Genomic DNA, 13,422 nt, shown 5'->3' with positions numbered 1-13,422 from the left:
GGGCCTATTCCCCTGCCCGCACCAGCCCGGACTCATACGCCGTCACCACGATCTGTGCCCGGTCGCGCAGGCCCAGTTTGGTGAGGATCCGCGAGACGTGGGTCTTCACGGTCTGCTCGGCCAGGTGCAGTTCGGCGGCGATCTCCGCGTTCGCCAGGCCTCGGGCCACCTGCGTCATCACTTCCCGCTCCCGGTCGGTGAGCTCGGCCAGCAGGTGGGTCCGGGGCCGCGACGTGGGCCGGGAGGCGTAGTCGGCGATCAGGGTTCGGGTCACCTTGGGGGAGAGCAGCGCCTCGCCTTCGGCCACCACACGGACCGCATGCACCAGCTCCTCCGGGGTTGCGTCTTTGAGCAGGAACCCGCTGGCCCCGGCGCGCAGCGCGTCGAAGACGTACTCGTCGGCGTCGAAGGTGGTCAGCATGAGGATCCGCGGCGGGGTGCCCGGCATCTGAGCGATCTGTTTCGTGGCCTCCAACCCGTTGACCACGGGCATGCGGATGTCCATCAGCACCACGTCCGGCCGGGTGCGGCGCACGACGTCGACGATCCCCTCCCCGTCCTCCGCGGTCCCAACGACGGCCAGGTCCTCCTGGGCATCGAGCAGCGCGGCGAATCCGGCGCGGATCATCGACTGGTCGTCCACGATCAGCACGCGCACCACGTCGGAGGAGATCTCAGGCATGGCCCCACGGTACCCCTCCGGTATGCCCCACACATGGCTCTGTGGTGTGATGTGACCATCACAGCTCCTCGTCAAGGATCGATGTCATGATCCGCCGCCTGCTGCGCGACTGCGCCTACGTGCTGCCCGGACTGCCCATCGCGGTCTTCGGGTTCAGCCTGCTGATCACGCTGACCGCCGCCTCCATCGGCACCGCCCCGCTGTGGATCGGGGCGCTGCTGCTGCCGGCCACCCTGATCGTCGCCTCCGGCTTCGCGGAGCTGTCCCGTCGGCGGCTGCGCCTGTGGGGTGCGGTCCCGGAGCCTGTCGTGTACCGGCGGCGGGGCTCCGGTGTCGCCGGCGTGATGCGCCTGCTGGGCGACCCGCGACGCTGGCTGGACCTCATCTTCGAGGCGATCATCGCCTTGCCCGTGCGGCTGGTGACCTTCGTGATCGCGGTGCTGTGGATCGTCCTGGGGCCGGCCGGCATCACGTACTTCTTCTGGTCCCGTTTCATCCCGGGCGAGCGCGGCCTGATCCAGCTGCTGGACCTGCTCGCCCCTACGCTGGTGCCCGCCACCGACGCCGGCCGATACCTGCTGGACTCCGCGGTCTTCTTCACGCTGGGCGTGATCGTGCTGGTCACGCTGCCGGCTGTGATGCACGGCTTGGCGTGGATGGACGCGCTGCTGGCCACCAGCCTGCTCGGCTCCGGCGGCCGGGGCAGGCTTCCCGACGGCGGCATCGTCGCCCCAGGGATCGATCCTGTCGTCGATCCTGTCGTCGGGCCCGAGACCGCCTCCGGCGCCCCGACGGAGCGGGCCTCCGGGGCCTCGTTCAGCGCCCAGGCGTGGTCCTGGATGGGGGCGGTGTTCGCCGCCGTCGTGCTGCTGGCCGTGGGCTGGCCGGTCACCGCCGCCGTCTATGAGGTCAACGTGGCGATCGCCATGATTCTCACTGTGGCGCACAGCGGCGCCCTGGTGCTCACGCTACGTCACTCCTGGTCCGGCATCGGTCTCTCCGTCGTGGCTTCGGCAGCCATGATGGGGGCCACCGCCGAGTCCGAGGTGAGCGTCTGGCCCTGGCCGGTGACCGCGATGCTCGCCCAGTGCGGGGTGCTGCTGGTCGCAGCACTGCGTCAGCGCTGGTATGTGGCGGCCAGCGGCTGGGCGGCCAGTGCGCTGCTGACCGGCGCTGCCGTAGTCGCGACCGCCCCTGAGGTGCCGGGCGGGGTGCTCTCTACGGCGATCGTCTTCGCCTCGGTCAGTGCAGGAGTGGTGCTGCTCGGAGCACTGACCCGTCAGTGGATCCTCAACGCCGGGCGCCTGCAGGCCTCCGAGCAGGCCAGCGCCCAGCAGACCCGGCGCCGCCGTGAGCTGGAGGAGCGCAACCGCATCGCCCGGGAGCTGCATGACGTCGTGGCGCACAGCATGTCGGTGATCAGCGTCCAGTCCGCCACGGCTGCGTATCGCGTCCCCGACATCGGCGAGGAGGCACAGCGAGAGTTCGAGGAGATCGCGCGTTCTTCTCGGCAGGCGCTGGGGGAGATGCGGATGCTGCTGGGCATCCTGCGCGGCGACGACGACGTCCCCACCGCGCCGACGCCCGGGCTCGGGGACATCGAGCAGTTGGTGGAGGACACCCGCGCCTCGGGCGTGACGATCCACGTCGACGGGTTCGCCGAGCTGCCTGAGGTCCCCTCCGCCGCTGGGCTGGCCGCCTACCGGCTGGTGCAGGAGGCGCTGAGCAACGCCCTGCGCCATGCGCCCGGCTCCACGGTGGCGGTCACGGCCTCGGTGGAGGCGGGAGAGCTGCAGCTGACTGTGAGCAACACTGCCCCACCGGCGAGCGACGCCGCACCGTCTCCGGGCGCCGGGCTGGGGCTCGAGGGCATCGAGGAACGGGTCAGTGCGGTGGGCGGCGTCGTCGAGTCCGGTCCCACGCCGGAGGGCGGCTTCCGTGTGGAGGCGCGCCTGCCGCTGGAGTGAGCGGGAGTTCTGGTGGGGCTCGGGGCCGGGCTCGCAAGCCGGATCCTGGGCCAGGTGCCTGCTTCGGCCCCTCGGCAAGTGTGAACCGCGATAATCCCGTCACTCTGTTGACTGCCCTCAGGGCGCGATGTAGCGTACATCACACTTCGCACAGTGGACTAATCATTCCATATTGCGAAATCTGATGATGCGGCGTGGTGGTCTCAGAAGGGTGGATCGCATGGTGAAGAGCTCCAGGACCGGTCAGTCGACTGCACCGGAGGTGCGGGCCGGAAGGCGACGGCAGTTCCGCATGCCGCATATCTATGTCATCCTCTTCGGTCTCTCGGCCGTCGCGGCATTGGCCACGTACATCGTCCCGGCGAATCAGTTCGAACGTGTCGAAGGTCCGGGCGGGCGAGAGGTAATCGATCCGGACACCTATGCCGCGGTGCCGGCTTCGCCGACGTCGCCCTTGGACTTCATCACCGCTGTGCCCCGCGGCTTGATGGATGCAGGGGAGGTGGTGTTCTTCACCTTCATCATCGGCGGCGTCTTCATGGTGGTGCGCCGCACCGGTGTCATCGAGATCGCGCTGGATCGCTTGCTGCTGACCTTCGCGACGCGCCGGGTCCTGCTGATTCCGGTCCTCATGGTCGTGTTTGGGGTGCTGGCGACCTTGATCGGGACGCAGGAACTGGCGCTGGTCTACATCCCGGTGCTGCTGCCGTTCATCATCGCCATGGGCTATGACTCGATGACTGCCGTGGCCATTGCACTCATCGGCACCACAGCGGGCTTCACGGCAGGGGTGCTGAATCCGGTCAACACAGGACTGGCGCAGCAGATCGCGGGTCTCGAGACGTTCTCGGGTGCGGGGCTCCGTGCGGGCCTGTTCGTCGTGCTGGTGACCTTGGGTGCGCTCTGGACCATGAGGTACGTGGCGCGCATCTCCCGGGACCCTCGTAAGAGCCTCATGAACGGCGTGCCGGAGGAAGAAGCGAAGCGTCGCCAGTATCGCGACCAGGAGAGGGAGCCCGGCCAGCGTCTGAACCGCAGGCAGCGGATCGCCACGCTGCTGGCCCTGCCCGTGCTCGGAGTGACCGTCTGGGGCGTGTCCACCCAAGGGTGGTTCATGATCGAGATGGCCGGGATGTTCATCCTGCTCATGCTCATCATCGGGCTGGTGAGCGGCCTGACGCCGTCACAAGTCTCCGAATCCTTCTCCGAGGGCATGCGGAGCGTCCTCGAAGGGGCCATCATCGTGGGCCTGGCGCGGGCGGTGGCCGTGATGCTGGAGGACGGCCTGATTCTGGACACGATCGTCCACTCGCTGGGAACCCTCGTCGGGGGCCTGCCGTCGGCACTGGGGGCGCTGGGGATGCTGGTGACCCAGACGCTGTTCAACTTCGTAGTGCCGTCAGGATCAGGCCAGGCGGTGGTGACCATGCCGGTGATGGCGCCATTGGCGGATCTGCTGGACATCAGTCGTCAGACGTCGGTCCTCGCATTCCAGCTGGGTGATGGTCCGAGCAACATCATCCTGCCGACGTCCGGGTACTTCATGGCGGCACTGGCCATCGGCGGTGTGCCCTATGACAAGTGGGTCCGGTTCTTCCTGCCGCTGTTCCTCATGTGGTTCGTCGTCGGCGCCAGCTTCCTGCTGCTGGCGCAGTTCACCGGCTGGAACTGAATGCGCCCGCGCCTCGACTCACTGCGACGGGCCGACCCTGGATTCTCCCGGCGCCCCGGCTCACCGCCCCCGGTACTGGGTGACCAGCGGGCAGTCCATGGGGTCGGCGTACCCCAGGCCCACGCGGTTGAGGTAGCGGATCACGATGCCGTAGGACTCCACGAGTCCGGTCTCGGTGTAGGGAATCTGCTTCTCCTCGCAGAACCGCACCACGATCGGCCGGACCTTGCGCAGGTTCATGCTGGGCATGCGGGGGAACAGGTGGTGCTCGATCTGCAGGTTGAGCCCGCCCATCGCCCAGTCCATGAGCAGCCCGCCGCGGATGTTGCGGGAGGTCAGCACCTGGCGGCGCAGGAAGTCGATGCGCTCGTTCTTGGGGATCAGCGGCATGCCCTTGTGGTTGGGGGCGAAGCTGCCGCCCATGTAGACGCCGAAGACCACCAGCTGCACTGTCAGGAACGCCAGGCCCAGCGGCAGTCCGAGGGTGAGCAGCACCAGCGTGGGGAAGCCGACCAGCCGGATGGTCACCAGCACGGCCTCCACGGCGCGGTGCTTGACCTTGGGCTCCAGGATGATGGTGCGCACCGCGTTGTAGTGCAGGGCGAAGGCGAAGAGGGTGAGCAGCGGGAAGAAGAGCCAGCCCTGTCGGCGGGTGATCCACCCCATGAAGCCGGTGCGTCCCTCGTTCTCTCCGGGGACGAACACCAGGGCGCCGGTGGCGATGTCGCCGTCGCGGCCGATGGTGTTGGGGCTGGCGTGGTGGCGCCCGTGCTTCCGCGACCACCAGGCGTAGCTGAGGCCGACGCCCAGATTGCCCACGATCCGGGAGAACCACTCGTTGGTCCGCCCGGTGGCGAACACCTGCTGGTGGGCGCTGTCATGGGAGAGGAAGGCCAGCTGGGTGAACAGGACGCCGAAGACGGCGGCGAGCCCCAGCTGCCAGAGGCTGTCTCCGAGCACGAACATCAGGGCCACCGAGACGACGGCAGCCAGTCCGAGGACCACCAGACGCAGGATGTAGCGGTCGGCCCGGCGGTCCATCAGTCCAGCGGCCTTCACCTCCGCGGCGAGCTCGGCGAAGTCATTGGTCTGCGCATTGCGCGGCATGCGCTCACGCGGGGCCGACGGTGCCGTCTGCTCCACGGTGGCGGTGCTCTTCTCAGTGCTGATGACGCTCATGCGGCTACCGTAAGGAGCCGGTCAGTACGGAGGCATCACCCAGGGGAGCCAACTCCGCCCCCTACCGGGGTAGGGGGTCGGTCATCAGCCCTTGACTCGCCGCGGCTCGACGGCGAGTGTTCACGCCATGCGATTCATCCTGATCCCCGGCCTCTGGCTGGCCGCCGATTCGTGGGGAGACGTCCCTGACCTGCTGCGGAAGGCCGGCCATGAGGCTCACGCGCTGACCCTTCCCGGCCTGGAGTCCCGCGACGCCGGCCGCGCCGGCCTCGGCCTGGACGACCACCTGGGCGCGGTGCTCGCCGCCGTGGAGGAGGACCCGGAGCCCGCCGTCGTCGTGGGGCACTCGGCCGCGGCCACGTTGGCGCATCTGGCCGCGGACGCCTGGCCGGACTCCGTGGCCCGCACGGTGATGATCGGCGGGATGCCGGCTGCGGAAGGCAGCCCTTTCCTGGAGGGCTTCGCCGCCGACGGCGACGACGTCCCCTTCCCCGGGTGGGCGGCCTTCGAGTCCGAGGACGTCCGGGACCTCGACGACGAGGCGCGCGCGGGACTGGAAGCGATCATGCGTCCCAGCCCGGCGGGCGTGCTCGAGACCCCGGTGACCTACCGGGATGCGCGCCGCCATCAGGTGCCGGTCACGCTGGTGTGCCCGGAGTTCACCGTGAAGGATGCTCGGCAGTGGATGGCCGCCGGGTTCATGCCGGAGCTGGCCGCCGGGGACGACGTCGAGCTGGTCGACATCGATTCCGGCCACTGGCCTCAGGTCACTCGGCCCGCGGAGCTGTCGGCGATTCTCGCTGCTGCAGGTAGTCGCTGACGTCCTCGCGGCTCCAGCATTCGACGTTCTCCAGGTCGGGCATGTCCTCGTCGACGAATACGGGGTCCAGGCCCTGCTTGCGCTGGGCGTCGAAGTGCTTGAGCAGGCGGAACGCCTTGCTGCCGAGCAGACAGATCACCACGAGGTTGAACAGGGCGATGATCACCATGGTGACCCCGGCGATGGCCCAGGCGAGGTCGACGCTGATGATGGAGCCGAGGAACACCACGCCGGTGAGCACCACGGCGAAGGCCTTGCGGACGTTCTCCTTCGAGGAGATGAACAGGATGTTCGCCTCGCCGTAGGAGTAGTTCCCCAGGATGGAGGTGAAGGCCACCAGCGTGATGATCACGGCCAGGGCGATGGCGCCGAACATGCCGAGGTTCGCCTCGAGGGCGCCCTGGGTGAGCTCCACGCCCAGGTTGGCGTCCGCCCCGACCGGGTCCTCGAAGGTGAACAGGATGATGAACGCGGTCACCGAGCAGATGATGATCGTGTCCAGGTAGACGCCCAGGGTCTGCACCAGGCCCTGCTTGGCGGGGTGGGAGACGTCGGCGGTGGCTGCGACGTTCGGCACCGAACCCATGCCGGCCTCGTTGGAGAACATGCCGCGCTGCACGCCCGCCATGATCATCGCGCCGAAGGCGCCGCCGGCAGCTGCGCGGAAGTCGAAGGCGTCGCCGAGGATCTGGCCCACCACGCGGGGCAGCTCCTCGATGTTCATGATGATCACCACCAGCCCGAGGATGATGTAGAGCGAGGCCATGAGCGGCACCACGTTCTGGGCCACCCGGGCGACGCTGCGCAGGCCGGCGACGACGATCAGTCCGGTCAGCACGGTCAGCACGACGGCAAGGATCCAGCTCAGCATGGTGGTGTCGGCCACCCCGACGGCGTCCGCGGCACCGGTGACGGCGTCGACGACGGTGTTGGCCTGCAGGGAGGTGAAGGACAGGGCGAAGCAGAAGATGAAGATCACGGCGAAGACGATGCCGGCGCTGCGGGAGCCCAGTCCGCGCTGGATGTAGTAGGCCGGGCCGCCCTTGAAGGTGTCGAAGCGGCGGGTCTTGTAGAGCTGCGCCAGGGTGGACTCCACGAAGGAGGCCGCGGAGTTCAGGACGGCCATCACCCACATCCAGAAGATCGCGCCCGGGCCGCCCAGGGCGATCGCTCCGGCGACTCCGGCGATGTTTCCGGTGCCCACGCGGGCCGACGCCGTGATCGTGAAGGCTTGGAAGGCGGACAGCGACTTGGTGCGACCGGTCTCGTCCCGCCGGGCCTTCTCCACGATGGCCGCGAACATCGCGGGCAGGTGGCGCAGCTGCACCACCCCGGTGCGGACGGTCATGTAGATGCCGACGCCGATGACGACCCAGATGCCGAGCCAGGACCAGGCGGTCTCTTCGATGTCTCCGATGATCTGGAGCAGTGAATCCATAGTCATGATGGGCCGACTGTATCGCGCACTGTGAGGCGGACAACAGGTGGAGAGCGGGCTGACGGCGTGTGCGCCGTCGTACGTCATGTCGCGACAGCGCTGTGCCCACCGCTATTGAAACGTTTTTAGCATCACTGTTGTCGAGGGCAACCGCGCCGCTCTAGGGTGATCCACGTTACAACGCTGGATGGTCCGAGAGTGATGAACGAGGAGCTGAGCCTGTGCCCTATCGACGACGAACAGCACGTACCGCCGCTGCCCTGGCCGGTGCCGCGGCGCTGAGCCTGACTGCCGGATCCGTGTCCGCGGGTCCTTCCCAGACCACCGAGCTCGGCCACCAGCTGGAGGCCCTGGACCGCGGCCTGGTCGCGGTCGGCACCGACGACGGCGTCCACCTGAGCTGGCGACTGCTGGGCGAGGAGACCACCGGAGCCACGGGCCACGGCATGAAGGGGCCGAACTTCCACGTGCTGCGCGATGGCGAGCGCATCGCCACGGTCACCGATTCCACGAACTTCCACGACGCGGACGGCGACGCCGACTCCACCTACACCGTCACCCCGGTGGGCAACGCCCCGCACAACGGACCCGACGGCGAGGCGGAGGTCTGGGCGGAGGGCCACTATGACCTGCCGTTGCAGAAGCCCGAACCGGGGACCACCCCGGCCGGAGAGGAGTATGAGTACCACGCCAACGACGTCTCCGTCGGGGACGTCACCGGCGACGGGCAGTACGAGTTCGTGGTGAAGTGGGACCCCAGCAACTCCAAGGACGTCTCCCAGGTGGGCTACACCGGCGAGGTCTACGTGGACACCTACACGCTCGACGGTGAGCTGCTGAATCGCATCGAACTGGGCCCCAACATCCGCGCCGGGGCCCACTACACCCAGTTCCTCGTCTATGACTTCGACGGCGACGGCACCGCCGAGATCATGATGAAGACCGCCCCCGGCACGGTGGCCGGCGACGGCGAGCACATCACCATGCCGCAGGAGGACCTGGATGCCGGGTACAGCCCTGAGGACGACTACCGGATGAGCGCCGACGACTACTACGAGCATGTGGTGGAGGTATTCCGCGGCTGGCACGGGCATCCCGAGGTGGTCGCCGGGAACTGGCCGGAGACCCTGGAGGAGGCCTTCGGTGAGGAACCCTCCTACGACTACCCGCTCGGTGACGCCGACGCCCGGCAGCTGGCTGACTTCTTCATCGACGAGTACGCGCCCTCCCGCAGCGAACGCAACGATCTGCGGACCTTCGAGGGCTTCATCGTCCACGGCCCGGAGTACCTGACCGTCTTCGATGGTGAGACCGGCGCCGAGCTGGACACCGTGCCCTACACGCCGGAGCGCGGCGACGACGGCCTGCTCTGGGGCGACTACGCGATGTCCCGCATCGAGCCGGGCAACCGGGTGGACCGCTTCCTGGCCGGGGTGGCCTACCTGGACGGCCAGTCGCCGTCCGCGGTATTCACCCGCGGCTACTACACCCGCTCCGCGGCGGCCGCCTATGACTTCGACGGCGAGCAGATCACCGAGCGGTGGGTGGCCGACTCCGGGCATGTGCCGATGGACAACCCCTTCGACGCCGGCCCGCACGAGGGAGTGGGGACGGACCCCGAGCTGGGCACCTTCGCCGGACAGGGCTTCCACTCGCTGAGCGTGGCCGACGTCGACGGCGACGGGAACCAGGAGATCATCTACGGCTCCGCCACTCTGGACCATGACGGCAGCCTGCTGTACTCATCCACCGGAGTGGGCCACCCGGACAGCAGCATCCCCGGCCAGGAGATGAAGCTGGGCCATGGGGACGCCCTGCACGTGGGCCACTTCGATCCCGATCGGCAGGGCCAGGAGATCTTCGCCGTCCACGAGGCCGGTCCCTGGGCGCCCTATGGCTATACGATGCGTGACGCCGCCACCGGCGAGGTCCTGTGGGGCGACTACACCGGCACCGACGTCGGCCGCGGCATGGTCGGCGACATCGACCCGGAGACCCCCGGCTACCATGCCTGGGCGTCGATCCCGCCCAACGAGGAGGAGGGCACGACCGGACTGTTCACTGCCACCGGTGAGCCGGTGGACGGGGACGTCCCCGGCACGAACATGAGCATCCGCTGGGCCCCGGACATGACCACCCAGCTCATCGTCGGCGACCGGGAGGACACTCCGCGCATCGAGGACTGGCTGGACGGCACCCTGCTGGTGGCCGAGGGTACGAGGACGAACAACTACACCAAGGGCAACCCGTCCCTGGTGGCGGACATCTTTGGGGACTGGCGTGAGGAGCTGGTGCTGCGCACGTCGGACAGCTCCGCGCTGCGGATCTTCACGGCCACCGAGGTGACCGACCGCAAGCTCTACACGCTGATGCATGACCCGCAGTACCGGGTGGGTGTGGCCTACCAGCAGACCGCCTACAACCAGCCGACCTACCCGGACTTCCACCTCGGCCATGACATCGACTGGCGTCAGGTCCCGGTGCCGGAGGGCCACTACCCGAGCGCCGACTGAGGCCCGCCGAGCCGGCCGGATCCTCGCCAGAGGGGTGCCCGTGGGGCACAATGAAGCACAACGGGCACCCCTTGGCAGAGAAGGTGATCACGATGGCCAGCACCCCTGGCATCACTCCATTCACCCGGGTCGACGACGACGTCTTCATGACCACCGTCGACGGCGGCGTCACCCCCTTGAACATCGGACTGGTGGTCGGCAGCCGCGGCGCGGTGCTGATCGACCCGGGGCCGGACGGCGGCGACCATGAGGCCCTGCTGGCGGCGGTCCGACAGGTCACCGATGCGGAGCTGATCGTGGTCAACACCCACGGTCACGGGGACCACATCGGGGCCAACGCGTATCTGCGTGAGCACGGTGTGGAGCGGATCCTGGCCCACCGTGAGGCGGAGGTGGCCACCGCCACCGAGCTGGTCGGCCAGGCCCCGGTGGTTCTGGACCTGGGAGGCCCTGAGGTGGTCGTCGAGCACCTGGGACGCGGTCACACCGACGGCGACCTGGTGGTCGAGGTCAGCCGCGAGGGCCACGACGGCATCATGTTCTGCGGGGACCTCGTCCGCGAGGGCACCGATCCGAGCTTCCGGGACTCCCATCCGGAGGACTGGGTACGCACGCTGGGGCGCATCTGGTCCATGGCGGGCACCTGCTCGCGCATCATTCCCGGTCACGGTCAGCCGGTGGACGCGGACTTCGTGGCCTCGATGCGCCGCCGCATGGAACAGGGGCACACCCTCTCCCGGCAGGCGCTGCGGGATGCCGTCACCGATGCGACCAAGGCCATCCCGATCCTGCCCTATGGCCCGGAGGAGTCCCGGGAACTGATCAGCCGGCTGCGCGCCGGCCACTGACCCTGAGACGGACCCGCGAGGCCCATGTTCTTCACCAATCGTCAGCGCCCCGGCGAGGAGCGGGAGGAGCCCGAGTTCCAGATCCGGCTGAACCGGCTGGGCGTCATCCTCGGCGTCATGCTGCTGCTCGGTGTGGCGACCTGGCTCAGCATCGACTGGGGACCGTGAGCCTCCACCCGGGGGAGCCTCCCCGGCGGGGCGATCAGACGTCGTAGAGATGCGTGAACTGCGGCGGCACCGGGTGCGGCGTCGGCGGGGCCGCGTGCAGCGGCTGTCCGTGGTGGCGACGCCCGGCCTCGGCGTCGAAGAACGTGATGCCCGCGGCGCACAGCAGGAACCCGGGACCTACGGGCAGCAGCGTGCCCGCCACCCAGTGCCAGCCGCTGGGGTTCTCGGCCGCAGTGCGCACGGCCTCCCAGCCGCCCGCGAACAGCAAGGCCAGCCCTGTGGCCGCACAGAACACGACCCCCAGGAACCAGGCCAACCCGGCTCCGGCACCGACGGCGGTGTCGTCCTCCACGGTGACGGTGTTCCAGCGTTCGCCGGTGCGCATCACCAGCCAGCCGCCGGCGATGCCCCACAGCGCGGCCACCAGATAGGCGGCGATGATGTCCGAGGCGAAATGCCCTGTCATGAAGATCGCCGCCCCGGAGAACACCGCCAGCAGGCCGGTGAACAGCCCGATGAAGGGCCGCTGATGCGGGGCGCTGACCAGGAACACGGCGACGGCGGCTGCCGCGGCCATCGTGGCATGCCCGGAGGGGAACGTGGGATCCGTCCACCACCAGGAGCGCATGTCCGCCACCGAGAGCGGGATCTCGTGGTCCAGCCGGTGGATCCACACGTTCTTCAGCACCTGGGTGGTGATGTTGGCTCCCAGGAACACCACGATCGCGATGCCCGCGGTGAGGAACCGACGGCGCAGCAGGGTGATCGCCAAGAAGATCAGCCCCGAGACCGCCGCCGCGGCCGCCGGGGCCTTGAGCAGCAGCTGCCGCAGCGTCTCGTTCTGCAGGGGCCCCTGGGTGATGTTCCAGTACCGGGACTCCAGCGTGGCCTGCTCGAGCCATTGCCCCGTCGCGGACCGGATGAAGAACTCATGCACCGCCACCAGCGCGAAGGCGCACAGCAGCAGGCCCACGACCCACAGCCAGGTGCGGCGTGCGGGCAGGCGGAGACGGGAATGCTCGGACATGCACACCAGTATCGCAGGCGGCTGCCGTCGAGCCGGTGAAGCCTACACTGTGCCCATGACCTCATTGCCCGACGTCGAGGAGCTGCTGCGCGGTGCCGCCGTCGTGAGCCTGCCGATGCGGACCCGCTTCCGCGGCCAGACCGCCCGGGAGGCGATGCTGCTGCACGGTCCGGCCGGCTGGGCCGAGTTCGCGCCCTTCCCCGAGTACGGTCCGCAGGAGTCCGCGGCGTGGCTCGCCGCCGCCGTCGACGCCGGATGGACCGGCCTGGGGGAGCACCGGCGCACCACGGTGCCGGTCAACGCCACGATGCCGGCGGTGCCGGCCGCGCAGGTGGCCCAGGTGCTGGAGCGCTACGGCCGCGCCGAGGCGATCCCCGCCGTGAAGATCAAGGTGGCCGAGCCCGGTCAGAGCCTCGACGACGACGTCGCCCGCCTCCGGGAGGTGGCGCGCCTGCTGCCGCATGCCGGCCTGCGGGCCGACGCCAACGGCGGCTGGACGCACGCCGAGGCGGTTCGCGCGGTGGAGGCGATCGCCGACGTCGCCGGTGACCGGCTGGAGTATGTGGAGCAGCCTGTGGCCGGCGTGGAGCCGCTGGCCGTGCTGCGCGAGGAGCTCCACCGGCGCGGCACCGTGGTGCGGATCGCCGCCGACGAGGCCGTCCGCAAAGCTGAGGATCCGCTGCGGGTCGCGCGGCTGGGCGCCGCCGACCTCATCGTGGTGAAGGTCCCGCCGCTCGGCGGAGTGGACCGTGCCGCCCAGGTGGTGCGCGACTCCGGGCTCGACGCCGTCGTCTCCTCCGCGCTGGACACCTCCGTGGGTCTGGCCGCCGGCCTGGCGCTGGCCGCCCGGTTGGAGTCCCTGCCCTATGCGTGCGGACTGGGCACTGCCGCGCTGCTGGCAGCCGACGTCGTGGACCCCCCGCTGCTTCCGGTGGAGGGGGCGCTGAGGGTCCCGGTGCGGAACGGCCGCGTGGTGGCTCCGGACCCGGCGCCGCGGCTGCTGGACGAGCACCGGGTGGACGGGGCACGCCGTGCCTGGTGGGAGCAGCGGCTGCGGTCTGCCCATGCCGTGCTGGCTCAGAGGACGGGCGCTGCGTCTTAGGATTGG

The 13,422-nt window shown here is 69.2% G+C and carries 11 protein-coding genes; 7 read left to right on the top strand and 4 right to left on the bottom strand.

Annotated features, from left to right (window positions below; translation table 11 throughout):
* Nucleotides 1-4 precede the first annotated feature (4 nt).
* Nucleotides 5-682 carry a response regulator transcription factor gene (locus tag Q7C18_RS05875; protein ID WP_311024580.1) on the bottom strand — a complete coding sequence of 226 codons (678 nt, stop codon included), beginning with the start codon at nucleotides 680-682 and terminating at the stop codon, nucleotides 5-7.
* Nucleotides 683-768: 86 nt separating this feature from the next.
* Here Q7C18_RS05875 and Q7C18_RS05870 point away from each other — a divergent pair, with 86 nt between their 5' ends.
* Together Q7C18_RS05870 and Q7C18_RS05865 are read left to right on the top strand one after the other, a co-directional pair.
* Nucleotides 769-2,649: a sensor domain-containing protein gene (locus Q7C18_RS05870; RefSeq protein ID WP_311024579.1), complete on the top strand. Its 1,881-nt coding sequence runs from the start codon at nucleotides 769-771 to the stop codon at nucleotides 2,647-2,649.
* A gap of 292 nt (nucleotides 2,650-2,941) precedes the next feature.
* Nucleotides 2,942-4,321, top strand: a complete 1,380-nt coding sequence (locus Q7C18_RS05865) for a TIGR00366 family protein (protein ID WP_311024578.1) — start codon at nucleotides 2,942-2,944, stop codon at nucleotides 4,319-4,321.
* A gap of 60 nt (nucleotides 4,322-4,381) precedes the next feature.
* Here the strand turns inward: Q7C18_RS05865 and Q7C18_RS05860 are convergent, their stop codons facing one another.
* Nucleotides 4,382-5,500 carry a fatty acid desaturase family protein gene (locus tag Q7C18_RS05860; RefSeq protein WP_396954341.1) on the bottom strand — a complete coding sequence of 373 codons (1,119 nt, stop codon included), beginning with the start codon at nucleotides 5,498-5,500 and terminating at the stop codon, nucleotides 4,382-4,384.
* A 127-nt stretch (nucleotides 5,501-5,627) separates the two neighbouring features.
* Between Q7C18_RS05860 and Q7C18_RS05855 the strand changes: the two genes are divergently transcribed.
* The gene (locus tag Q7C18_RS05855; RefSeq protein WP_311024577.1) at nucleotides 5,628-6,320 is read left to right on the top strand and encodes an alpha/beta hydrolase; all 693 of its coding nucleotides are present in this window, start codon (nucleotides 5,628-5,630) and stop codon (nucleotides 6,318-6,320) included.
* Here Q7C18_RS05855 and Q7C18_RS05850 read toward each other — a convergent pair.
* Nucleotides 6,268-7,764 (bottom strand): alanine/glycine:cation symporter family protein, encoded by a 1,497-nt coding sequence (locus Q7C18_RS05850; RefSeq protein ID WP_311024576.1) that lies wholly within the window; start codon nucleotides 7,762-7,764, stop codon nucleotides 6,268-6,270. The two genes, Q7C18_RS05855 and Q7C18_RS05850, sit on opposite strands and share 53 nt — an antisense overlap.
* A gap of 215 nt (nucleotides 7,765-7,979) precedes the next feature.
* Here Q7C18_RS05850 and Q7C18_RS05845 point away from each other — a divergent pair, with 215 nt between their 5' ends.
* The 3 genes from Q7C18_RS05845 to Q7C18_RS05835 all read left to right on the top strand — a co-directional run bounded on the left by Q7C18_RS05845 (nucleotide 7,980) and on the right by Q7C18_RS05835 (nucleotide 11,287).
* Nucleotides 7,980-10,271: a rhamnogalacturonan lyase gene (locus tag Q7C18_RS05845; protein ID WP_311024575.1), complete on the top strand. Its 2,292-nt coding sequence runs from the start codon at nucleotides 7,980-7,982 to the stop codon at nucleotides 10,269-10,271.
* 92 nt (nucleotides 10,272-10,363) lie between these two features.
* Nucleotides 10,364-11,119 carry an MBL fold metallo-hydrolase gene (locus Q7C18_RS05840; protein ID WP_311024574.1) on the top strand — a complete coding sequence of 252 codons (756 nt, stop codon included), beginning with the start codon at nucleotides 10,364-10,366 and terminating at the stop codon, nucleotides 11,117-11,119.
* A gap of 24 nt (nucleotides 11,120-11,143) precedes the next feature.
* A complete protein-coding gene (locus Q7C18_RS05835; protein ID WP_170922549.1) occupies nucleotides 11,144-11,287 on the top strand; it encodes a hypothetical protein in 144 nt (47 codons plus the stop codon).
* A gap of 34 nt (nucleotides 11,288-11,321) precedes the next feature.
* On the opposite strand, the gene Q7C18_RS05830 is transcribed toward Q7C18_RS05835, so the two are convergent.
* Nucleotides 11,322-12,314 (bottom strand): phosphatase PAP2 family protein, encoded by a 993-nt coding sequence (locus tag Q7C18_RS05830; RefSeq protein WP_311024573.1) that lies wholly within the window; start codon nucleotides 12,312-12,314, stop codon nucleotides 11,322-11,324.
* A 55-nt stretch (nucleotides 12,315-12,369) separates the two neighbouring features.
* Here Q7C18_RS05830 and Q7C18_RS05825 point away from each other — a divergent pair, with 55 nt between their 5' ends.
* Nucleotides 12,370-13,416 (top strand): o-succinylbenzoate synthase, encoded by a 1,047-nt coding sequence (locus Q7C18_RS05825; protein WP_311024572.1) that lies wholly within the window; start codon nucleotides 12,370-12,372, stop codon nucleotides 13,414-13,416.
* The last annotated feature ends 6 nt before the right edge of the window (nucleotides 13,417-13,422 follow it).

It is taken from the genome of Nesterenkonia sp. CL21 (genome assembly GCF_031705515.1).
Lineage (GTDB): Bacteria > Actinomycetota > Actinomycetes > Actinomycetales > Micrococcaceae > Nesterenkonia > Nesterenkonia aethiopica.
This window is presented reverse-complemented; position numbering and strand designations above follow the sequence as displayed.